20 protein-coding genes are annotated in these 21,929 nt (G+C 56.2%); 8 read left to right on the top strand and 12 right to left on the bottom strand.

Annotated features, from left to right (window positions below):
- From J8E65_RS03710 to J8E65_RS03695, 4 genes are all read right to left on the bottom strand, one after another.
- A partial coding sequence (locus tag J8E65_RS03710; protein ID WP_210374003.1) for a sodium:solute symporter family transporter occupies positions 1-931 on the bottom strand: 931 nt, incomplete at its 3' end.
- A 33-nt stretch (positions 932-964) separates the two neighbouring features.
- A complete protein-coding gene (locus tag J8E65_RS03705; protein WP_210374002.1) occupies positions 965-1,666 on the bottom strand; it encodes an L-ribulose-5-phosphate 4-epimerase in 702 nt (233 codons plus the stop codon).
- Entirely contained in the window at positions 1,648-3,336 is a 1,689-nt protein-coding gene (locus J8E65_RS03700) for a ribulokinase (protein WP_210374001.1), read from the bottom strand. The genes J8E65_RS03705 and J8E65_RS03700 overlap by 19 nt, the downstream gene beginning before the upstream one ends.
- A 21-nt stretch (positions 3,337-3,357) precedes the next feature.
- Positions 3,358-4,761, bottom strand: a complete 1,404-nt coding sequence (locus J8E65_RS03695; RefSeq protein WP_210374000.1) for an L-fucose/L-arabinose isomerase family protein — start codon at positions 4,759-4,761, stop codon at positions 3,358-3,360.
- A 228-nt stretch (positions 4,762-4,989) separates the two neighbouring features.
- Here J8E65_RS03695 and J8E65_RS03690 point away from each other — a divergent pair, with 228 nt between their 5' ends.
- Complete coding sequence (locus tag J8E65_RS03690) at positions 4,990-6,150, top strand: glycoside hydrolase family 26 protein (protein WP_237181586.1); 1,161 nt, start codon at positions 4,990-4,992, stop codon at positions 6,148-6,150.
- Between the two features lie 104 nt (positions 6,151-6,254).
- Positions 6,255-7,304: a LacI family DNA-binding transcriptional regulator gene (locus tag J8E65_RS03685; protein WP_210373999.1), complete on the top strand. Its 1,050-nt coding sequence runs from the start codon at positions 6,255-6,257 to the stop codon at positions 7,302-7,304.
- Here J8E65_RS03685 and J8E65_RS03680 read toward each other — a convergent pair.
- A complete protein-coding gene (locus J8E65_RS03680) occupies positions 7,301-8,521 on the bottom strand; it encodes an alanine dehydrogenase (protein WP_210373998.1) in 1,221 nt (406 codons plus the stop codon). The genes J8E65_RS03685 and J8E65_RS03680 overlap by 4 nt on opposite strands.
- An 80-nt stretch (positions 8,522-8,601) precedes the next feature.
- Positions 8,602-9,378, bottom strand: a complete 777-nt coding sequence (locus tag J8E65_RS03675; RefSeq protein ID WP_237181584.1) for a TrmH family RNA methyltransferase — start codon at positions 9,376-9,378, stop codon at positions 8,602-8,604.
- Between the two features lie 85 nt (positions 9,379-9,463).
- Here J8E65_RS03675 and J8E65_RS03670 point away from each other — a divergent pair, with 85 nt between their 5' ends.
- The 5 genes from J8E65_RS03670 (at position 9,464) to J8E65_RS03650 (ending at position 14,488) form a co-directional block, all read left to right on the top strand.
- Entirely contained in the window at positions 9,464-10,066 is a 603-nt protein-coding gene (locus J8E65_RS03670; protein ID WP_210373997.1) for a hypothetical protein, read from the top strand.
- Positions 10,047-11,702 (top strand): Ig-like domain-containing protein, encoded by a 1,656-nt coding sequence (locus tag J8E65_RS03665; RefSeq protein ID WP_210373996.1) that lies wholly within the window; start codon positions 10,047-10,049, stop codon positions 11,700-11,702. The genes J8E65_RS03670 and J8E65_RS03665 overlap by 20 nt, the downstream gene beginning before the upstream one ends.
- Before the next feature lie 71 nt (positions 11,703-11,773).
- The gene (locus J8E65_RS03660) at positions 11,774-13,369 is read left to right on the top strand and encodes an NAD(P)H-hydrate dehydratase (protein ID WP_210373995.1); all 1,596 of its coding nucleotides are present in this window, start codon (positions 11,774-11,776) and stop codon (positions 13,367-13,369) included.
- Positions 13,369-13,707: a VanZ family protein gene (locus tag J8E65_RS03655; RefSeq protein WP_210373994.1), complete on the top strand. Its 339-nt coding sequence runs from the start codon at positions 13,369-13,371 to the stop codon at positions 13,705-13,707. The genes J8E65_RS03660 and J8E65_RS03655 overlap by 1 nt, the downstream gene beginning before the upstream one ends.
- Positions 13,708-13,816: 109 nt before the next feature.
- Complete coding sequence (locus tag J8E65_RS03650) at positions 13,817-14,488, top strand: energy transducer TonB (RefSeq protein ID WP_210373993.1); 672 nt, start codon at positions 13,817-13,819, stop codon at positions 14,486-14,488.
- Between the two features lie 51 nt (positions 14,489-14,539).
- Here the strand turns inward: J8E65_RS03650 and rpiA are convergent, their stop codons facing one another.
- From rpiA to J8E65_RS03620, 6 genes are all read right to left on the bottom strand, one after another.
- Complete coding sequence (gene rpiA / locus J8E65_RS03645) at positions 14,540-15,265, bottom strand: ribose 5-phosphate isomerase A (protein WP_210373992.1); 726 nt, start codon at positions 15,263-15,265, stop codon at positions 14,540-14,542.
- A gap of 4 nt (positions 15,266-15,269) precedes the next feature.
- Complete coding sequence (locus tag J8E65_RS03640; RefSeq protein ID WP_210373991.1) at positions 15,270-16,493, bottom strand: ABC transporter permease; 1,224 nt, start codon at positions 16,491-16,493, stop codon at positions 15,270-15,272.
- Positions 16,494-16,502: 9 nt separating this feature from the next.
- A complete protein-coding gene (locus J8E65_RS03635) occupies positions 16,503-17,738 on the bottom strand; it encodes an ABC transporter permease (RefSeq protein WP_210373990.1) in 1,236 nt (411 codons plus the stop codon).
- A 77-nt stretch (positions 17,739-17,815) separates the two neighbouring features.
- On the bottom strand, positions 17,816-18,331 hold the full coding sequence (locus J8E65_RS03630) for a DinB family protein (RefSeq protein WP_210373989.1): 516 nt from the start codon (positions 18,329-18,331) through the stop codon (positions 17,816-17,818).
- A 6-nt stretch (positions 18,332-18,337) separates the two neighbouring features.
- Entirely contained in the window at positions 18,338-18,802 is a 465-nt protein-coding gene (locus J8E65_RS03625) for a GNAT family N-acetyltransferase (protein ID WP_210373988.1), read from the bottom strand.
- Positions 18,799-20,832: an ATP-dependent helicase gene (locus tag J8E65_RS03620; RefSeq protein ID WP_210373987.1), complete on the bottom strand. Its 2,034-nt coding sequence runs from the start codon at positions 20,830-20,832 to the stop codon at positions 18,799-18,801. Before J8E65_RS03620 ends, J8E65_RS03625 begins: the two co-directional genes overlap by 4 nt.
- A 228-nt stretch (positions 20,833-21,060) precedes the next feature.
- Here J8E65_RS03620 and J8E65_RS03615 point away from each other — a divergent pair, with 228 nt between their 5' ends.
- Positions 21,061-21,915, top strand: coding sequence for a ParA family protein (locus J8E65_RS03615; RefSeq protein WP_210373986.1), 855 nt, complete (start codon positions 21,061-21,063; stop codon positions 21,913-21,915).
- The last annotated feature ends 14 nt before the right edge of the window (positions 21,916-21,929 follow it).

Genomic DNA, 21,929 nt, shown 5'->3' with positions numbered 1-21,929 from the left:
AAGCATCCTCCGGAATGCGAATCACCCCCTTAAGATGCAACGCATAACCAATCATCCCCGGCACCAAAAAAATAAACACCGGCCACACCTTCAAAAATCCCCCCCAAAGCGCCCCACGACGCGCATCCTGCAGCGAACGCGCCGCCAACGTCCGCTGCACTATGTACTGATCCGTGCACCAGTACCAAATCCCCGTCACCACCGAAGAAATCATCACCCCAAGCCACGGAAACACCGGATCCGCATTCGAACGCCAAAGCGCCCACCGCTCCCCCTGCAAACGCGCTACCTCCCGAACCTCCTCCCAACCCCCCAAAGCCGAAAGCCCAAAAACCGTAATCAACACACTCCCCAAAATCAACAACCCCGTCTGCAACACCTCCGTGTAAACCACCGCCCGAAGACCCCCCAAAATCGTGTAAACCCCCGTGGCTAAAACCGTCACAATCGCCCCAACCCAAAAAGCCTCATCCGGAGAACCAAATACGTCCGCCAACAACGTCCGAAACACCAACGCCCCAGCGTAAACCGTCACCGACACCTTCGTAAACACATAAGCCACCAACGACACAATCGACAAAATCCACCGCGCCCGAGCATCAAAACGCCGCTCCAAAAACTCCGGCATCGTAAAAACCCCACTGCGATAGTAAAACGGCACAAACACCCACGCCAACAACACCAACACCCAAGCGTGCAGCTCCCAGTGCGCCTGCGCCAAACCATTGGCCGCCCCACTGCCCGCCAAACCTACAATGTGCTCCGAACCAATGTTCGAAGCAAAAATCGACGCCCCCACCACAAAAAAACCAACCTCCCGACCCGCCAAAAAGTAATCCGCCGACGTCTTGATCCGTCGCGAAGACCACCAAACTATCGCGGCCAAAATCCCAAAATAGGCCGCCACAATCAACCAGTCTAAAACCGTCATGGCATATATCACCTAGGTTATAAGAAAAGCAGATTATCGCTGTCCATAGTAGGCCTGGGCGCCATGTTTGCGGCTAAAATGTTTTTCAAGCACGTAGGCTTCTAACGCAGAGGCTTCAGGATGTAACAGGTAGGTGTGAAGGGCCATTTCCGCCACCAGTTCAAGCACGAGGGCATTCTCAACGGCTTTTTCTGGAGTTTCCCCCCAGCTAAAGGGGCCATGTCCTGCCACCAGCACGCCAGGGATTTCTAAGGGGTGAAGCTGCTGCGTTTTAAAACACTCGACGATGACCCTTCCTGTATGATGCTCATAGGCCTCGGCAACCTCGTCAGGCCAGAGTGGCCGGGTCACCGGGATTGGCCCCCGAAAATAGTCGGCGTGTGTGGTGCCCAAGCAGGGGATAGGCCGCCGGGCTTGTGCCCACGCAACAGCATACCGAGAGTGCGTATGCACAATGCCCCCAATTTCGGGAAAGTGGAGATAGAGGTACCGATGCGTAGGCATATCCGTCGATGGGCGCAGCGAGCCTTCGATGACACGCCCGTTTTCCAACTCTAGCACCACGATGTCTTCCGGTCGCAGCTGGTCGTAGTCTATGCCACTAGGTTTGATCGCCATAACGCCAGCTGCTCGGTCTACACCACTGGCATTGCCCCAGGTAAGCTGTACCAAACCTCGACGCACAATATCTTGGTTGGCTTTCCAGACCGCTGCCTTCAGCTTCTCGAATGCCATACGTTGTCACGAATCTCCAACAAGCGTTTCATCACAGGATAAAGATCCATTTGCGTGCCCGATACCCCAAAGGCATCGTGCAAATTCTTGTAAAGTGCAAAAAGCTCGTCATAAAGCTGCCGATGCGCGGGGATAGGTTCATAGGCTTCGGGGCGCACACCTGTCATCGCCCGGATGGCTTCATCGAACCGGTCATAGCCGCCTTTTTGACTTCCAGCGACAACCGCTCCGCTGATGGCTGCGCCTAAGGCACAGGTAAGCTCGCTGCGGGCCAGCTCAATGCGGCGCCCCATAACATCGGCATAAATTTGCATGAGGAGTGGGTTTTTAGGCGGAATGCCGCCACAGGCCAAAACGCGCTTCACGGGCACCCCGTAAGCCTCGAAGCGCTCCATAATCACGCGTGCACCAAAGGCTGTAGCCTCCATGAGTGCCCGATAGATCTCGGCCGGCGAGGAGCGAAGCGTTAGCCCTACAAGGAGGCCCGTAAGCCGCTGGTCGACCAGTACTGTTCGGTTGCCATTGTGCCAATCCAGCGCCAACAGGCCACTTTCTCCCGGACGCAGGCGGGCAGCGGCCTCGGTAAGCGAAGCATGATCGTGCCCCTGCGGGCGCAGGGTTTGGACAAACCAGTTAAAAATATCGCCAACGGCTGATTGTCCGGCTTCTAGGCCGTAGTATCCCGGCAACACCGAGTCGCGCACAATACCGCACAGACCAGGAATGTCGGCCAAGGGGGTATCGGCTGGTGCCACCATGATATCGCACGTTGAGGTCCCGATAATCTTAACAAGCACGCCGGGTTCAATACCCGCGCCAATGGCACCTAAGTGCGCGTCGAAGGCCCCAACAGCTACGGGAATCCCTGCAGGTAACCCTAGCCGTTCCGCCCAAGCAGGGGTGAGCTGACCCGCCGGTTGCGAGACGTCGTAAGCCCGATTGGGGAGCGTACGCCGCACACGCACCAATGCTGGATCGAGGGCTTCCAGGAACGCCTCGTCTGGGTAGCCTCCCCATTCTGGGCTAAAAAATGCTTTGTGACCTGCTGCACACACCGAGCGTCGCAACCGCGCTGGATGCTCGGTACCTGTCAGCACGGCTGGAATCCAATCGGCAATTTCCACCCAGGTATAAGCCGCCTCAAAAACCTCAGGATCTACGCGGCGACAGTGCAGCATCTTCGCCCAAAACCACTCGGCGCTGTAGCTGCCCCCATACTTTGCAATGTAGTGCGGCCGCAGTGCTCGGGCTTTTTCAGTGATTTCTGCTGCTTCAGCATGGCTCGTGTGATCTTTCCATAGCCAGGCCTGAGCGTTTAGGTTATGTCGAAAACGTTCGTGAAAGGCCAGGGGCTGACCTTGGGCATCAACCGGCAAGGGGGTAGAGCCTGTCGTATCGATCCCAATCCCAATGACGCGCTCCGGATCAAAATCAGGATGGCGTTGCGCTTGCTGCAGTGCACCACGAATGCTGGCTTCAGCGCCCACGAGGTAATCGCCCGGATGCTGACGGGCCAGATCAGGATCGGCCTCATCAAGTAAGATCCCTTGCTCACCCGAAGGGTACGGGAAGACGCATGTACCGACTTCCTCACCGGTTTGCACGTTGACAATCAACGCCCGAACCGAATTGGTACCATAGTCTAGACCGATGGCAAACGTTGGTGCCATAATCCCAAACGTTGGTTGGTTTCAGGCTACGTGTCGGTAGACCTCCCAGTCCATATAGGTTGCTAGGGCTTCGGCTACAGCATCGGCCACATGCGTCAGCGTAGCGGCCACGTGGTGGGGAAACCCGTTCGCGCAGATGTAGCGCAGAAGCTGCTGCAACCCCGGGACCTCAAACACCCCATAGCCCCCAAACGTCTCGAGCGGATCGTCGGTAAAACGCCCTTCGCCTACGTAGACGCGCACGCGCCCACGGAACTCGTCGGTGGTCAGCCCACAAAACGTAAAGGGCCCTGGGGCAATGCGCCCCACGATTGTACCATAGGTATTTTCCTTGCCAACCGTCCCAGCAATGATCTCTTGATAGTCCATGCGCTGGGATTCAAAAAAAGCAGCTGGCAGGTTGCTGCAATGAAAAACAACGCCTTTGTCCAGCTCATCACGGTAGTTGTTGTTCCAGTCTAACAGCGCCGCGGGTTTTTGCGAAGCCTGCTGCAACAGGTACATGCTAACCACACCTGGAATGTCGGCCTCGCAGGCGCTGGGAATGAGCTGATTGCTCAGCATGCTCATCGGCGTGCACGGCACTACGCCATAGAATTCTTCCAGCGCGGTCCAACACTGAATAGCAACTGCCTTCAACTCCTTTTCCTGCAAAAAGCGGTCAATAGCAACCCCTAGCTTGGCCAGCTTGAGCAGGCTTTCTTGAGGAATGCTCTGCACCTCTGTATAGGCCCGAATGGCTTCGAGTTTTTGCTGAACCAAAGCATCGCGGTCGTCCATGCGCCGAATCCAACCTAAAAGCTCCGAAAGATCCAAGGGCTCCACAGTGATGCCAGTGCGCTCAAGCAGCTTCTCGCTGTAGCGGACCGTGTTAAACGCTGCAGGCCGAGCTCCAATCTGCCCAATACGCGCACCCCGCAATGCACGCACGACACGGCAGACCGCTGCAAAGCGCCGCAGGTCAATCCGAAAGGCTTCACTCTCGGGATCAACCGTATGCAGCCTCGTCAGCGAGTAGCGGATGCCATATTGGTAGAGGTTGTTGCATACGGAAATTTTGCCGCAAAAACTGTCACGCCTAAAGTTGATCGACATGCGGTCAGATCGGTCCGGGAAAGCATGCACCAAGACAGGCACTTCCAATTCAGCCCAGCGCAATGCGTTGGCTATGGCGCGCTCGTCACCAAAGTTCGGCAAGCTCACTAGGATGCCATCGAGCTCATCGCGATGCGCTTTAAAAAAATCAGCGTACTGGCGGGCCTCATTCAGGCTTTCAACAGCTCCGTTACGCGTAGCCTCTTCAGGTAGCAACAATGGCCGAATACCTTCAGCTTCCAATACCTGTAAAATCTGCCTTCGACCCTCAGTGCAAAGATGCGCTGGAAAAAACCCCCGGTTACCAATAAGCACACCTAAAGTGACCATATGGCATCTCCTTTCAAAACATTTTTAAAGATCGTTTTTTTAAAGTGCGAATCGCTTCAATAATAGAACATAGGCACTTTATAGGCAAGTCCCTTCCTGGTTTTTTTGATCGCAGGGGCAAACGCAAAAAAGTCGTGAAAACCCTTGAGCGAGAGCACTTCAACTTGATTTCATAAAAAGTATTGATAATTATGGTTAAGCCCTGACGCACCGAGAAGCCAAACAGCTATGAAATGGCCTACCCTAGGAGGCGCTGCGCTGCTGAGCGCATGGCTTGCCGGATGCATGCCGTATGCTGAGCACAACCCACCAGCGATAGCGCCTTCGGATCCAAACGCCACCGCGGAAACCCGCGCCCTGTTTGCTAACCTGCACCGCCTAGCTCCCCAGGCGATTCTTTATGGCCACCAAGACGATCTGGCCTACGGCGTCTCGTGGTGGGCTGAGCCTGGACGCTCAGACGTCAAAGAAGTCACGGGTTCCTACCCCGCGGTCTATGGCTGGGAATTAGGGAAGCTGGAGCATGGTGCGGAGCGCAACCTCGACAGCGTTCGCTTCGAGGATATGCGCCGATGGATCATCGAAGGATTTCAGCGGGGGGGTGTCATTACAATAAGTTGGCACATGGACAATCCGGTCAGTGGTGGCAGTGCCTGGGATACTACGCGGGCAGTTTACGCAATCCTGCCTGGCGGCTCCCATCATGAACAGTTTCGCACCTGGCTCGATCGCTTTGCCGACTTTGCACGACGGCTCCGCGGTCTGCCGCCTGAGGGCCGCGACACTGTCGCCATTCCGATTATTTTTAGGCCTTTTCATGAGTGGACCGGAAGCTGGTTTTGGTGGGGACGTCGGCATTGCACGCCGGAGGAATTCATACAGCTTTGGCGCTTTACGGTCGACTACCTCCGCCAAGAGAAAGGGCTGCATCACCTGCTCTGGGCCTATTCGTCCGATCGCTTTACCTCTCCAGAGGACTACTTAGAACGCTACCCTGGGGATGCGTATGTCGACCTCCTGGGCTTTGACGATTACTATTCCCACCAGCGCGAAGAGACGCTACCTTTTTTGATTCGAGAATTGCACGACGTGGTCAAGCTTGCCCAAGCCCGTGGGAAGTTGGCAGCCCTCACGGAAACCGGCCTGGAAGGTATTCCGGACAGCACCTGGTGGACGGGGAAATTGCTCAAGGCCTTAGATCACGACGCAGACACGCGGCAGATCGTCTACGTCCTTACCTGGCGCAATGCCTACACAATCCCAGGGCACTTCTATGCTCCTTACCCCGGTCACCCCAGTGCTGAGGACTTTCGACGTTTTTATGCCCACCCGCTCATTTACTTTGAAAATGAACTGCCCAATTTGTACTCGCTGAAAACGAAACCCTAGCCCCTCTGGTCTCTTTGGGAACTTGCAGACTGCCACTTCTATTTCAAAAACAGTTTGAACCGATTTAAAGGTCTAGTTTAGTCCGCGTTGCGCAGCGAACTTTTATGAGCAAACGTTCCAATCCGACCATTGCCGATGTAGCACGTTTGGCAGGAGTTTCCAAGGCTACGGTTTCGGCTGTTTTGAACGACCGCGACACCGTCAGTGCAGCCACGCGCGAAAAAGTGCTGGCTGTTATGCGCGAGCTGAATTACCGACCGCGCGAGTTTGCGCGGCATCGGTTTCGCTCAGACAGCGAGCGCAGCATTGGCTTTATCATCAAGGAAGACGACAATCCGTACTATGCAGAACTGATTGCTGGTGCGCGTCGCGTTGCCGAGCCCAAAGGCTACACCATCCTGGTGGCCAGCTCTGAAGGCTCTTATCAGGCTGAACAGCGCATCATTCAGCTCATGACTGCTAAAGACGTCAACGGTTTTATCATTACGCCCGTGATTGACGACGAAGCGGATTTGTCCCACATTTTTGAGCTTAAGCGTCGCAACATTCCATTTGTACTTTTGGAAGGCATTCGGGGATTGCAAGCCAATCTGGTCGACATCGATAACGTACGTGCGGCACAAGCGGCCATTCAGTACCTCATGGCGCAAGGGCACACGCACATTGTCTATTTTGCCGGGCCGCGCTACTCCCTCCACACCGAAGAGCGCCTGGAAGGTGTACGTCGCGCTTTTAGCACTTCGCACCGCGCCTTACGCGATGAGCAGGTCATTTATGCCGGAGCGCACACGCGGGACGGCTATGAAGCCGCGCGGGCTTACTTTGCGCAGCATCCCTCCCCTATGCCCACAGCTGTGGCTTGCTACAACGATCTGGTCGCCTTAGGCGTGTTGCGTGCGCTGGAAGAGCTTGGCTTTCGCGTGCCTGGCGAGGTGTCGGTGATGGGGTTTGACGATTTAGCCTTCTTGCATTACACGCCTTGGTCGCTTTCAACCGTACGCGTCCCTAAGGAAAAGATGGGCGAAAAGGCTGCAGAAATTCTCATTAAGCACATAGAAGCGGGCAAGCCAGTCCCTATCGAAAAGGTACATCTGGAATTTGAGCTTGTTGTAGGCGCAACCACACGAGCCCTCCAAGAAACCAGCGTGGATTAAAGCCCAGAAGCGATGAGCAGTTCAATATCCCGATAAGGCAAGCCAAACATTGCTGCCAAGCTTTTCTTGGTAAGATGGCGCCGGTAGACGTAGGTGCCGTTGCGCAGACCAACGTTGCGCCAAAGGGCTTCGTGAATAGAGCCGCTTTCGCCAATATCGATGAGGTAGGGGACCAGCACGTTGTTCAGAGCATAGGTGGCCGTACGTGCTGCGTTCGAAGGCATATTGGGCACGCAGTAGTGAATGACCTCGTATTTCCGAAAGATAGGGTTGGAGTGCGTTGTAGGGCGGCTCGTTTCGATGCATCCGCCTTGATCGATCATGGTATCGACAATAACCGAGCCCGGTTGCATTTCGGCGACCATATCTTCGGTGACCAAAATAGGAGCGCGCTGCCCATCGCTCATTTTAGCACCAATGACTACATCGGCCGAGCGCACGGCTTTGCGGATATACTCCACGGAAGCCATGGCCGTGGTAACCCGCCGGTCTAGATAGTGTTCAATAGCCCGAAGTGCACCAAGGTCGGTATCCAGCACGACTACATGGGCACCAAAACCCAGCGCCGTACGGGCTGCCCACTCCCCTACTACCCCAGCCCCGATAATAACTACTGTGGCCGGAGGTACACCAGAAATTCCTCCGAGCATCACTCCTTTGCCCCCCTCATTGCTTTCAAGGTAGCGGGCAGCAATTTGCACGGCCATTGAGCCCATGATTTCATGCATCATGCGCACAATAGGCAGCGTGCCGTCCGAGTCGCGAATAAACTCAAAGCCGATGCCAGTAATGCCCAGCTCCATCAGCCGGTGCAAAAACTGCGGCGTTGTAGAACCCAAATGCAGCGCAGAAATCAACACTTGGTTTTCTTGCAAAAGCCGCAGCTCATCTTCGGTAGGCCGACCTACCTTAACGATCAGTTCGCACCGACTGTAGAGGTCTTCCGGAGTAGCCACAATTTGCGCCCCAGCCTCCATATACTCTGCGTCGGCAAAGTGTGCCAGCACGCCAGCCCCCTGTTCTACAAACACTTCATGGCCATTAGCCACCAGCGTGGCAACACCGCTGGGAGCTAAGGCTACCCGGCGTTCTTCGTTGGCTACCTCACGAGGGATACCTATGCGGAACGAGCGATGGCGCTCGCGCAAACGTAAAGGTTTCTCCATCGGCAGCAAGGTTTGGCCGATGGCCATCCCCTGAAGCGCAGGAATCTCCATGCGTTACAATATCTGAACAGGGCCTACAAACTCTAAATATACGCCGATTCTGCTTCCTTTTGCTGGCAAAGCTGTAGACCTTACCGGCGGCCCAGCCATTCATACAGCAAAACGGCTGCAGCCATAGCGACGTTGAGGGACTCGGTAGCGCGGCGCTGGACCGTACCAGGCACTGTTACACTCGCATCGAGTCGCCTTTTAAGCTCTGGATCAAGTCCGTGGGCTTCACTGCCCAGCACCAGCACAGCGGGTCGGCGCGGCTGCCAAGCCGGCGCTGGCGTGCCCTCGAGGTCAGCACCATAGCAAGCAAAACCGGCAGCACGCAGCCGATCGAGCAGCAGAGGCAGTTGGGTAGCACGCACCAAACGCAAATCCCAGTGCCCTCCCATAGCTGCCCGCACCACTTTGGGCTGATATAAATCAACCGTACCGGAACCAGCGACTACAGCGTCTACGCCAAACCAAGCCGCTGCCCGAAGGATCGTTCCTGCATTTCCTGGATCTTGCAACCGGTCAAGCACTACCACATGCTGGCAAGTAAACAGTACCTCTTCTGGATGCCATACCAGGCGAGCAATAGCCAAAACGCCTTGGCTGTTTTCAACCGTTGAGAAGCGCGCGAGCTCTTCCTCGGTAAGCAGCGTTACCGGCACGGTAACGCGTTCCAGCAAGGCAGCAACAGCCGGACGCTGCCTTGCTGGTGCAGTCACTAGTACCTCCAGCAATGGGGCTCCCGCAGCCAGCGCAGCTTCCAAGGCACGCACACCCTCAATCAGATACTGCCCCAGCTGCTCCCGGTACTTGCGCTGCAAAAGACGCGTTAACGTTTTGCGTTGCCGGTGGCTTAGCATACACATTGGGGGTAGCTGCCGTCCTTCAAACCGTACTGTGATGACTTTGGCTCCGGGATTTCAGATCTTTCCAGCAAAAGCTCATGGTGTTATGCGAATTTTGTATTGCATCGGCTGTCTGTTTATAGGCAGCACCTCAGTGCTCCAAGCGCAAGTGCTGCCGCTGACCAACCTGGAGCAGTTCCAGCGTTTGGCCCATGCCTGCCTAACGCTGCCAGACTCGCTACAAGCGTTTCGGCTAGAAGCACCAGACACGCTGCCTTACGTACAAACAGCCTTAGAGGCTAGCTGGCTTCAGGAAGGCCGAAAGCTCTACACCACAGCAACAACGCCGCTGCCAACGGTCCGCTACCAGATTACTGCTGCACAAGTTACCTACCAGCTACTGCCACGAAAGCAGGTATTGCGACGCATAACGCTGGCCATGCAGTATGCGCTCCAAGCCCCCGATGGTCGCGTGCTTTTTGCCGCTTCTTGCCAACCCATAGTAACCGACACCGTAGCCCAGCATCTTATTTTCCGCCTAGAACATCCAGCCTTTCCGGAAACGCAAGCGCCCTTGCCTACCAAGCCGCCTGGCTTACTAACGCGTTACTTGGTGCCAACCCTTGCGCTGACAGCCACAGCTTTAAGTGTTTATTTGCTTTTTACCCTTCGTAGTCGTGCCACAACAGATGCTGCTACAACGCCATAAAGCCTGGCTTGCACTTGCCTGCCTTGCTGCCTGCGCCAATCCTGTAGCACCTACAGGCGGTCCCCCTGACCGCACACCTCCGGCCCTTGTTGAAAGCACGCCCTCCCGTGGGGCTACGCATGTGCAAGATCCAGAAGTGCGGCTTGTTTTTTCTGAAGCAGTCGAACCCGCTTCGGTGACACGTGCCTTGACCATCACGCCGGCCTTACCGCAGCGCCCTGATATCCGCGTGCGCGGCCGCATCGTTACGCTACGCCTACCGTCGCCCCTTCGCCCCAATACCACCTACGTCCTAACCTTGGATACCAACTTACGCGACCTACGTGGTGTCAGCCTGAAGGAACCGATTACCTTAGCATTTTCAACGGGACCGACCATCAATCAAGGCCGCATCGAAGGCCGCGTAATTAACGCAGCCACGGGAATGCCTGTGGCCAATGTGGACGTCTATGCCTATGCTTTAGGCGACACACTACCGCCGACCACGCTGCCTGCGCAGCCGGACTATCGCACGCAAACAGACCCCGAGGGGCGCTTTCGCTTTGCCTACCTGAGCGAGCAGCCCTATTTCGTGATTGCCTTGGTAGACCGCAACCGCAATCGCCGACCCGATCCGGATGAAGCTTTTGCTGCCCCACCTTTCCCAGCACTACAAGCCGACACAGCAGCTACGCCCTTTGCACGCCCTTGGCTACTCACCGCGCGCGACACGCTGCCCCCAACGCCCCAGCGTGCAGAGGCACTTTCCAACCGTCGCCTGCGCGTGCGTTTTTCCGAGCCGGTGCGCCTTCTTAGCCCTGATCCCCAAAATTGGTACCTTTTCCAGAATACCACACGCATCGCGTTGCAGCACGTCTACCAGACGGCCGAGTCTTCACCAGAGGTATACCTTGAAACCGAACCCCTCACGCCCGGAACGCACCTGCTGCGCATTGGTAGCGTGGCCGATACGGTCGGTAACCTGGCACCCAACGATACGCTGCGCCTCCTGGCCGTCGATCGTCCCGATACCTTACGGCTACGTTTTTTAGGCTTTGTGCCCAGCCCTGAAGCCCGATTGCTGTCAGATCAGCCCTTTGGACTTCGCTTTAATGCCCCTCCATCCTCCTTAGCAGCAGCCATTCACCTCACAGACGAGGCAGGGCAAGCCCGACGCTTCCATCTGCAAACTGCAAACGGCACGACGTTTTGGCTGGTGTTGGATCCTCCGCTACAGTTAGGCGAGCGCCTTACGCTGGTGCTGGACGGTCGCGTTCTAGGCATTGCCGACACGCTCTGGCAAGCTGTGCTCGTAGGCCTTTCCGAATCGGATCTAGGCAGCGTAAGCGGCCTGGTGATTTCGCCCGATACAACCGCCCCGATCGTTGTAGAGCTGCTTCCACAGACAGCAGGGCTGCCTGTACGACAAGTACAACTAACACCGGGAGACAGCCTGTTTCGGTTTGAACACGTACCTGAAGGCCGCTATCGGCTCCGGGCTTTCTTGGATCGTAATGCTAACCAGCGATGGGATGGCGGTCAACTGATACCCTACGCGCCCCCTGAGCCGCTCGTCTGGCTTGCCGAGCCACTGCAAACCCGTCCCCGATGGGAGGTTGCGCCTGCCGATACGCTCCGTTTTCCCCCTTTGCCCTAGCGTGGGATCTTTACCCACGTCGCTTCTTTCAAAGCCGGCAGCGTTACCCCACATGCAAGGGTGCTGAAGCCATGCCCGACGTATTTGCCGAGCCGGTCTTAACAGCCCAAGCTATGCGGGCAGCCGACCAGCATACCATCGAGGTGCTAGGCCTGCCTGGACGGGTACTGATGGAAACTGCTGGTCGCGCGGCAGCCGCGGTGGCGGCGCAGATGTTAGGAACCGTTGATGGCCGCACTGTCATTTGCCTGTGCGGCCGCGGCAACAACGGGGGCGACGGGTTCGTGCTGGCCCGCGTGTTGCACGCCCAGGGTGCCCGAGTCCATGTCGTGACGCTAAGCGACGTTTCGAGCATGAGCGACGATGCAGCCGCCAACTACCAGCTGCTCGTGCACCTTGCCGAAGCCGACGCCGAAAACCGACTGCGTCTGCATCGCATCGAATCAGCAGCCGCATTGGATCAGTTGCCGCCTGCTGATGTGTACGTCGATGCCCTACTGGGGACCGGCCTATCTAGCCCACTACGCACGCCGCTGGCGGAAATCGTGGAATGGCTAAACGCGCGCACCGCCCCTGTTTTGGCCATTGATATTCCAACCGGACTGCATAGCGATACAGGGCAGGTGCTGGGCAGAGCTGTTCGGGCTACGCGAACGGTCACTATGGGCGCACTCAAGGTAGGCCTACTCATCGGCGAGGGGCCCAAGTACTGCGGGAAGATCGAAGTTGCTGAAATTGGCATTCCACGCCACGTGCTCGTCGAGGCTGCCCAGCAAGCTGGGTGCGCCTGGCGCGCTACCGACACCACCATAAGGCATTGGCTTCCACGCCGCGCTCACGATGCGCACAAGTACAGTGCCGGCTTGGCCATTGTTGTAGCGGGATCGCGTGAGTTTACCGGAGCCCCGGTTATGGCGGCTACGGCCGCCGCTCGCATTGGCGCTGGCTACGTGCTGTGTGCCTGCCCTTCTGGCGTACGTCCTATCTTAGCTACTAAGTTGACCGAAGTGGCTTTACTCGGCCTACCCGAAACAGAACGGGGGGGCATTGATCAGGAGGACGCTTTCGACGTGCTGGCCAACGGGTTAGAACGGGCACAGGCGTTATTGATTGGTCCAGGCTTAGGACGTCATCCCGACACGCAACGCTTTGTGCGCAGCCTGCTCGAGCGAGCCACACAGCCTGTTGTCGTTGATGCCGACGGCCTAAATGCCCTCGTAGGGTTTACCGATTTAATACGCCACCATGCCCAGGGACGGTGGATTCTAACGCCACATGCCGGAGAGTTTCGGCGACTGGTTGGCAACGACGTAGACCTAACCGATCGCGTCCGGGTCGTGCAACAGTACGCCCGCGCGTGGAACTGTGTGCTGCTGCTTAAAGGAATGCCTAGCCTCGTAGGCTGCCCAGATGGCACAGTCTGGATCAATGCTACCGGTAACCCAGCCTTAGCAACAGCCGGGACAGGCGACATCCTGGCAGGACTATGCGTAGGTTTGCTCGCCCAAGGCCTGTCCCCTGATCGCGCCGCGCTTTGCGCGCTCCACGTGGGCGGCGCCGTAGCCGACCATTACGCAGCGCAAGCGGCCCTCCAAAGCATGATGGCCATGGATCTGCTAACACACCTTCCCCAAGTACTGCGCGAACGCTTTCTGCAAAAGGCCTAATGCTGCGACTACTTCCTTGGATTTGGACAGCGACCCTTTTGGTTGCTTGTTTTCTACCTGGCAAGCTCGTAGAACCGGCAGTTACGTTATGGTTAGACAAAATTGCCCATTTTGTATTGTTTGCCGGTTTTTCGGGATTCTGGCTTTTGACAAAACCGCACCACCTCAGGCAGGTACTGATTGCCGGAGTTTTACTAGCTGCGCTAACAGAAATTGGCCAGGGCGTGCTTCCCATAGGCCGCTCCGCCGAAGGGTGGGACCTAGGGGCTGATCTGCTGGGACTGCTAGCAGGCGTAGCTTTTGATCGAGGGTTTACTTTTTTCCCAGAGAAAAGCTAAGTGTGGAACCCTGGACCGTACTAGGCATATGCCTTACAGATTTTTCACATCGCATACGTGATAGGCTTAATGTATCTTTGCTTTCCAAATTCTTAACCGAATTGGTGCCATGGGATTTATTCGCAAAACAGAAGAGGCCGATCTGCGGAAGCGGTATCCCTTGTATATTGAGATCGGCCTGATCCTCACGTTGATCCTGCTCATTGTGGCGTTTCGCATCGACTGGCGCCCAGAGCAAGGCGTGCAGTTTGTAGTTGAAGAGCAGGAAGTGGTGCAAATGGAGGAAATTGTCCAGACCCGCCAGGAAGTCGCTCCTCCACCTCCGCCGCGCCCCCCAGTGCCTGTCGAAGTGCCGGATGAAACGACATTGGAAGAGGCAGAGCTGAATCTGGACGCAGCCTTAGATATCGGAGAGGCAGTGGCTAGCGTACCCCCGCCACCCCCGCCCCCTCCTCAAAAACAAGAGGAAGAGCCGGAGCCCGAGGTTTTCGTAGTGGTCGAGGAAATGCCCGAGTTGATTGGCGGCCAGCAGGCCATCTACAATTGCATTAAGTATCCGGAGATTGCCCGAAAGGCGGGCGTAGAAGGTCGGGTCATTGTCCAGTTTATCGTCAATGAGCAAGGCAACGTTTCCGATGCACAGGTGCTGCGTGGTGTAGGCGCTGGGTTAGATGAAGAAGCCCTTCGGTGCATTGGTCAGCTTAAGTTCAAGCCAGGCAAGCAGCGCGGACGGCCTGTTCGGGTGCGTATGTCGCTGCCTGTGATCTTCCGCCTGCAGTAAGTGTTTGATCGGCTGAATGATCAAAAAAGCCCTCTTTTTTAGAGGGCTTTTTTATTGGCGTGCTCCCGCGGATTTTTTCAGATGACGAACATGACCATCAGCCTGACCTACCAAAACGTCGGTAACCATATCTAAAAATAGGCCGTGGTCTAGCACACCAGGTAACGTAGAAAGCTTGATCGCCAAGGCCTGTGGATCGTCAATGCCGTTGGGGAATCGGGCATCAATGATCCAAAAACCCTGATCGGTCACTACAGGACCGTCTTTGCCTTGGCCCATACGCAAGACGGGCACGGCTCCCAGCCGCTCTAAGGTTCGCATAACAGGGGTAGCGGCCATAGGAAGCACTTCAACAGGAACCGGCCAGCGCGTGCCCAAGCGTTCAACCAGCTTGGATTCATCGACCAAAATGACAAAGCGGCGTGCCTGAGCCGCTACGACTTTTTCCCTGGTATGTGCAGCCCCTCGGCCCTTAATTACATCCAGCGTGGGGCTTACCTCGTCGGCACCGTCGAAGGCCAGATCTAACACGTCAACATCATCGAGCGTGACCAGCGGAATGCCTTCGGCCCGGGCCAAACGTTCGGCAGCATACGAGGTGGGCACGCCCACCACGTGCAGTCCTTCTTCGCGTACCCGGTGCCCAAGTGCACGAATGGCCCAAGCAGCCGTTGATCCTGTACCCAGCCCTAGCCGCATGCCGTTTTCCACCATAGCCGCCACATGCTGGCCAGCTATACGCTTGGCGCGTTCGGCAGGTGTAAGCGTCTCTTCCATAGACTTATTCGTAACGCAAAGCTTCTATGGGATGTAACCGGGCCGCCCTATAGGCCGGATAGCTGCCAAACACGACCGCAACGAGCGTTACCAGCAAAACACCCATCAGTGCCCACTCCCACGGAAACACCGCCGAAATATCGAACCGCAGGGCAACCAGGTTACCTGTCAAAACGCCCAGCAAAATACCTACAAGCCCACCTAACTGGCACAAGAAAAATGCTTCAAGCAAGAACTGCCCCAGAATATCTCGCCGCCGGGCCCCAACAGCTTTCCGAATGCCAATCTCTCGGGTGCGCTCTGCGACCGATACCAGCATGATATTCATAATGCCAATACCCGCCGTCAGTAGCGCAATGAAACCAATACCAGCACCTGCCATCGACAGCAAACGCGTAAACCGATCAAAAACCCCCCGCATGGAGTCGTTCGTGCTAACTTCAAAGTCGTTTGGCTTATGCGGAGGCACTTTCCGAATGATCCGGAGCCGGCTGATGGTTTCTTCCATCGCTGCACCCAGGAGCTCGGGCCGGGCCACACGCACGCTTACCGATCCCAGGTCACGATCCGGCCGGCCATACTGTGCAAAAGCCGTCGTAATGGGGATAAAGATGCGGCGATCTTGGCTAAAGCCCAGGAAACTCCCTTTTTCCTTGAGCACGCCAATCACTTCGTAAGGCTGCCCTTGAAAACGCACCACCTTCCCTACAGGGGATATGTTGGGAAACAACTCTTCGGCGACTACCGAACCTAAAACCGTAACCATGCGCCCATAGTGCACTTCCTGGGCAGTAAAAAAGCGACCTATGTCCAGTTCATAGCCATAGTTCTCCAAAAAGTGCTCGTCGGTCCCAATCAGGATCACCCCAGGCTCGGTCTTCTGGGACTCATATTGCAGTGATCCCATCGCAAACCCTTCCAGCACGCTAAGGTACACAGGCAGCGTCAGGGTACGCCGGAGCTGTTCCACCTGGGCATACGTAATAGGGCGCCGGTACTCCTGTTGGCCGCCGTTAATTTCTATAGCCGGATAGCGGGTAATCGTGAAGGTAGAAACCCCCAAAAACGTCATCGACTCGCGAAAGTACACGTCGATGACTTGCACCGCTGTTACCGAGCTAATGATGGCAAAAATGCCTACTACCATTCCTAGCAGCGTCAGGCTCGAGCGCAGCTTGTTTGCCTGAAGCGCCATCCAGGCCATACGAAAAGCTTCACGCCATTCCATAGGCAGCCGTCATTCGTAGCGGAGTGCTTCAATGGGCTGGGCACGTGCAGCCGTCCAGGCCGGCGCCAACCCAAACGTTACACCAGTCAAAATGCAAATTAGAAACGCCAACATCACCGTAGTGGCTGGTAAATACGTAGGCAGCATTAAATCCACGATCGCCGTCAGTCCTATAGACAGCAGCACCCCAATCACCCCGCCTACCAAACAAACCATCACGGCTTCCATCAGAAACTGCGTCAGAACTGCCCGCGGCGTAGCACCAACAGCTTTTCGGATGCCAATTTCCCGGGTGCGCTCTTTAACCGAAACAAACATGATGTTCATCACCCCAATGCCACCTACAAACAGCGAAAGGGCCGTTAGAAAAATACCCACCCCATAGATAGCTCCCTTGACCGGTGCCATCTGCCTTTGAAAAGCCTGCAGGGTGTTGATTTCAAAGTTATTTTTCTCCAAAGCGTCCAACTTACGTGCCACCCGCAAAATGCCTGTCACCTCATCTTGGGCCAATGCTAAAAGATCGGGGTGCACTGCTTTAACCTGGATAGAAACCCTTCGGCCCTGCAGGCCAAAGAAACGACTAAACGTGCTCAGCGGAATCAGTACCTGCAAATCAAGCCCCGCAGGACTGTCCGGTCCGGTACCCTGGCGATCCATCACGCCAATGACTTGACAGCGGTGGTTGTTTAAGCGGATAAACTTTCCCAAAGGCTGGGCTACAGGAAACAAACGCGCGGCCACTTCAGCTCCTAGCACGCATACGGGACGGCCGCTGCGGTCTTCTACTTCGGTAAAAAAGCGGCCTAGCGCCACATCAAAGGTGTGCACGCGCACGTAATCGGCCGTCGTGCCTACAATTGAGAGTTGCGATACGGTCACGCGTTCATAGCGTGCATAGCCTTGATGCCAATAAACCGGAGCTGCAGCACTGACGTAGCGTGCACGTTGCGCAATGAGGGCCGCCAGCTCAGGTTTCAGCTCAGGACGGTTGATGTACTCCCACCAGCGCGAAGGGTTAAAGGCCCAGGGGAATTTCTCAACATAAAGCACATCGGCACCTAGAACCGAAAGCGTTGCATTCAGTCCACGCTCGACACCATTGATCACGGTCACCATTAGCGTTACGGCCACAATGCCGATAATGATGCCTAGCGTAGTCAAAACGGCGCGCAGCTTGTGCGCCATGATCGCATGCAGAGCGCTCCGAAATCCTTCTCCGATTTCGAACAGCAGTAGCGACATGCTTGGCCCTAAGCCTGTTCTTTGATGCCTAGCCTACGGCACTTTAAGCCGCAGAGTTGCAAGCAAGAAGGCCTTTTTTAGCCAACGTGGTGCGTGTAGAGGCGCACGAGCAAGATAAGCTGGCCGCTATGATAGGCCGCATGCTCGACAAGGTGATGCAAGATCGTCCAGCGCCGTACGGGCAGTCGTTTTCGGCCAAGCGGGCGCAGCTCGTCCATTGCCTCCTCGGGCAGTGCTTCAAGACGGTGGATCAATTCAGCAAAAAAGTCGCGAACTTCCTGCGCCAAGCTCGCTTTGGGCAGCATCTGAGGGGTCCAATCCGATCGGGCGGCTGCGGCCAGGCTTTCGGGATCGGGATCGGCAGCTAAGGCATAGGCGGCCAGTCGCCGACTGGCACCCAGAATATGCTGCAGGCGCGCTCCAATTGAAGGAACACCTGCTGCGGGTTCCCACCAGAGCGCAGTTTCGTCGGGCACCTGGGCGAGCGCTTCATCGATCCAGTACTGCACTTGGCGTAACCCTTTGAGGAGATCTGCGCGGCGTGCTTGTGCGCCTTCAGTTTGGTCAGCCTCCAGCCAGGGTTCGTTTGCCATAGGAGGTTACAGGTCTTTTTCCAGTCGCAGCCGGTAGTCGCGATAGTAGGTGTTATAATCGGCCCGTGTTACGCGAAAGCCTTCGATAAGCCCCAGGACGGTCATGCCAGGATGCCGGTTGGGAAACGTATCGTAAGCAAACCGCTTATAGCCTTTCTGGCGTGCCCAGTCCATCATCACATAAAGCAGCTGACGGGCAATACCCTGGCGACGGTATTCTGGCAACACGCCGCCTTTGGCACTGTAAAACGTGCGGCCGTTTTCACGATAGCCGATCTTGAACCCTGCCGGCACGCCATTAACGCGCGCCAGCAAAATCAATAAATCTTCGCGATCAAAGGTGTTGATAACGCGCTCTTCCTCGAAAATGCGCAGGTTAAGCTCGCGGATCAATTCCAGTTGATCCAGCCCGACTTCTTCAATGCTTAGTACAGCATCGGTAGGCACGGTTGTGCGATATACTTCGGTCATGGATGGCCGTTGGCTACATTGGAGGGGGCCGGAAGCCCAGGTGGCCCAGGTTCTTCTACCAGCATCCAGGGCTCTAGGATCGATTCAGGAAGCTCTCGTATAAAACGGCTTGGATGGGCCAGGTACGTTCCCATGCTAGCCTGATAGCGCACGACGGGATACGAGATAAACAGGTGCTCACGGGCGCGCGTAATAGCTACGTACAACAACCGGAGCTCTTCATCGAGGGCTTCCGGATCGCTGAGGGCGTAAGCCGAGGGCAACACACCCTCGAGCGCATGAATGATAAACACGGTGTGAAATTCCAGGCCTTTGGCCGAATGAATGGTAGACAGCACCAACGGGGGCTCGTCTTCGAGCACGGGATCTACCTCAAGCGCGGTAAGCTCCAGCGGCTCTAGGACCATTGCCTCCAGAAATGCCGCTCGGCTTTGAAAGCGTGCACTGAGGCTAACCACGTGTTCCAAGTCTTGCAGCCGGCGAGGGAAGTCTTCATAGTAGCGACGCTCGCAAAGCGGCGTGTAGTACCGCAGCAGCGCATCGAGCTGTGCCTCCAGTGGCCAGTCCGTTTCCCGAAGCTGGCGTAGCAGCGTAAAAAGTTGCATCAAGGCCTCGGCGTAGCGCGGGGAAAAAGGCCGTTCGGCGAGCCGAAAGGGTTCGCTTTGCGCAGCTACAAGCCAAGCGATCAGCTGTTGCGCCGTGCGCGGGCCAATGCCCTCGATGAGCTGCAGCACGCGGTTCCAGGCGGCTGCATCTTTCGGATTTTCCAAAAGGCGCACGTAGGCCAAAAGATCTTTCACATGAGCGGCCTCACTCAGCTTGAGTCCACCATACTTTACGTAAGGGATGCCGTGCCGGTTGAGCTCCAATTCCAAGGCGAAAGCATTGTGGCTACTGCGAAACAGCACAGCCATTTGGTGCAAAGGCACGCCTTGCTCGCGCAGCGTTAGGATCATTTGGCATACGAACCGGCTTTCGGTGCGTTCATCGGGGGCAGGGATAATGGCTGGTTTTTCCCCGTCTTGGCGATGGCTGAAAAGCACCTTGTCGTAGCGGTGGTGGGCCCGTTGCAGGATTTGGTTTGCTAGATCTAAGATAGGCTGCCTTGAACGATAGTTTTGCTCCAGTTTAAGGATGCGGGTGCCCGGGAAGCGTTGTGGAAATTCGAAGATGTTCCGCCAGTCGGCCCCTCGAAACCGATAAATCGATTGGGCATCGTCGCCAACGGCCATCACATTGCCGTGCACGGCCGCAAGCTGCTGCACCAGCTCAGCTTGAAGGCGGTTGGTATCTTGGTATTCGTCAACCAGTACGTAGCGGCATCGGGAAGCCACCTGGCGGTGCACGTCGGGGTGAAGCGCAAAAAGTTCTAGCGTGCAGGCCAGCAGGTCATCATAGTCCATCAGGCCATGCTGACGCTTATAGCGCGCGTAGTCTTGCTGCAGGCTTGCTATGGCTTCTAGATGCTCCAGAAACTGGGGATAGCGGGCTTCAAGTAAGGCCTGCAGCGACAAGTCAGGATGGTTAGCAGCTGCCGAAAAGAGGTCTTGTAGCGTTTGTTTTCGTGGGAATCGGCGGGCGCTGCGGCCTAATCCACGCGCCGTGCGCAACAGATCAATCACATCGGCCGCGTCCGAAGCGTCCAATACGGTAAATGTACTCGGATAGCCTAGGCGTGCTGCGTAGCGACGGAGAATTCCCAGGCAAAAGGCGTGGAACGTGCCACCTTGGACGCGCTCGCAGCGGCCATCGAGCAAAGCTGCTGCACGAGCCAACATCTCCCGCGCAGCCCGTCGGGTAAAGGTAAGCAGCACGATTTCCTCGGGTGGCGTACCGGTTTCGACCAAGTAGGCCACGCGGTAAACCAGTGCCCGCGTCTTGCCCGTACCGGCACCGGCCACAACGAGCACCGGACCGCCTCCTGCTGTGGCCACTGCATATTGTTGCGCATTGAGCTGCCCAGCATAATCGACAGTAAGCGTGGCTTTCGGCGTTGTGGGGTCAGCCTTTAAGACAAAGCGTCGGGCCATGGGGACCAGGAATGCGCGCCTTGTATGCACCCGACAAAACGCAAGGCGGCTAAGCGTGATCCAATCTTCGCTTTTTGTGCGAAAAAAGTCTGGCTTAATCGTTGGTTTCTTTATAGATTAACCGACAGCGTGAAGCGCGTTTGGTTAGGAAGGCGCAACAAAGGCGGGCCTTATCCGTTTTCGCGCTATCTATGAAAGGCTTTCGCGGCTGCAAGACGGTGGGTACTCATGGGTAAAGTCATTGCCATAGCCAATCAAAAAGGCGGGGTCGGCAAAACGACCACCGCGATTAACCTGGCGGCTTCCCTAGCAGCTACCGAGCGCCCAACGCTGCTGATTGACATCGACCCTCAGGCGAATTGCTCTTCGGGGGTAGGCGTTAATCCGCGTACCGTGCAGAAATCCACCTATGAGGTGCTCATTGGTAACATCGCTTTAGAGGAAGCCGTTCTGCCCACTGATCTGCCTTTTTTAGAAATCGTACCGAGCCATATCAATCTGGTTGGGGCTGAAATTGAAATGATCGACGTGGCGGAACGCGAGCGCATTTTGGCCCATGCGCTCCGACGGGCCCGCCGCAAGTACGATTTTGTGATTATCGATTGCCCGCCTTCGCTGGGTTTACTCACGCTCAACGCGCTCACTGCTGCCAACTCGGTGCTTATCCCTGTGCAAGCCGAGTATTTTGCCTTGGAAGGCCTGGGCCAATTGCTCAACACCATTAAGATTGTCCGCCAGCACCTAAACCCTAATTTAGAAATCGAGGGTGTGCTGCTGACCATGTTCGACACGCGGCTGCGGCTATCCAATCAAGTAGCCGAGGAAGTGCAACGATACTTTGGCGACAAAGTATTTCGGACGATTGTGCAGCGGAACGTGCGGCTTTCAGAAGCCCCCAGTTTTGGGCGGCCCGTACTGCTGTACGACATTACAAGTATTGGCGCCCGCAACTACATGGCCTTGGCGCGAGAAATTTTGCAAAACAATCAGCGCTTTTTGCAAAACGACACGACCTCGGAAGAAGCCCCAGCAACCAACGGCATCTTGCCTTCGGCCATGCACCGGGCTTCACCCGCTTCTTAACCTTTAGGGCATTA

It is taken from the genome of Rhodothermus bifroesti (assembly GCF_017908595.1).
Lineage (GTDB): Bacteria > Bacteroidota > Rhodothermia > Rhodothermales > Rhodothermaceae > Rhodothermus > Rhodothermus bifroesti.
Note: the sequence above shows the minus strand (reverse complement) of the source record. Positions and strands in the feature narration are given on the sequence as shown.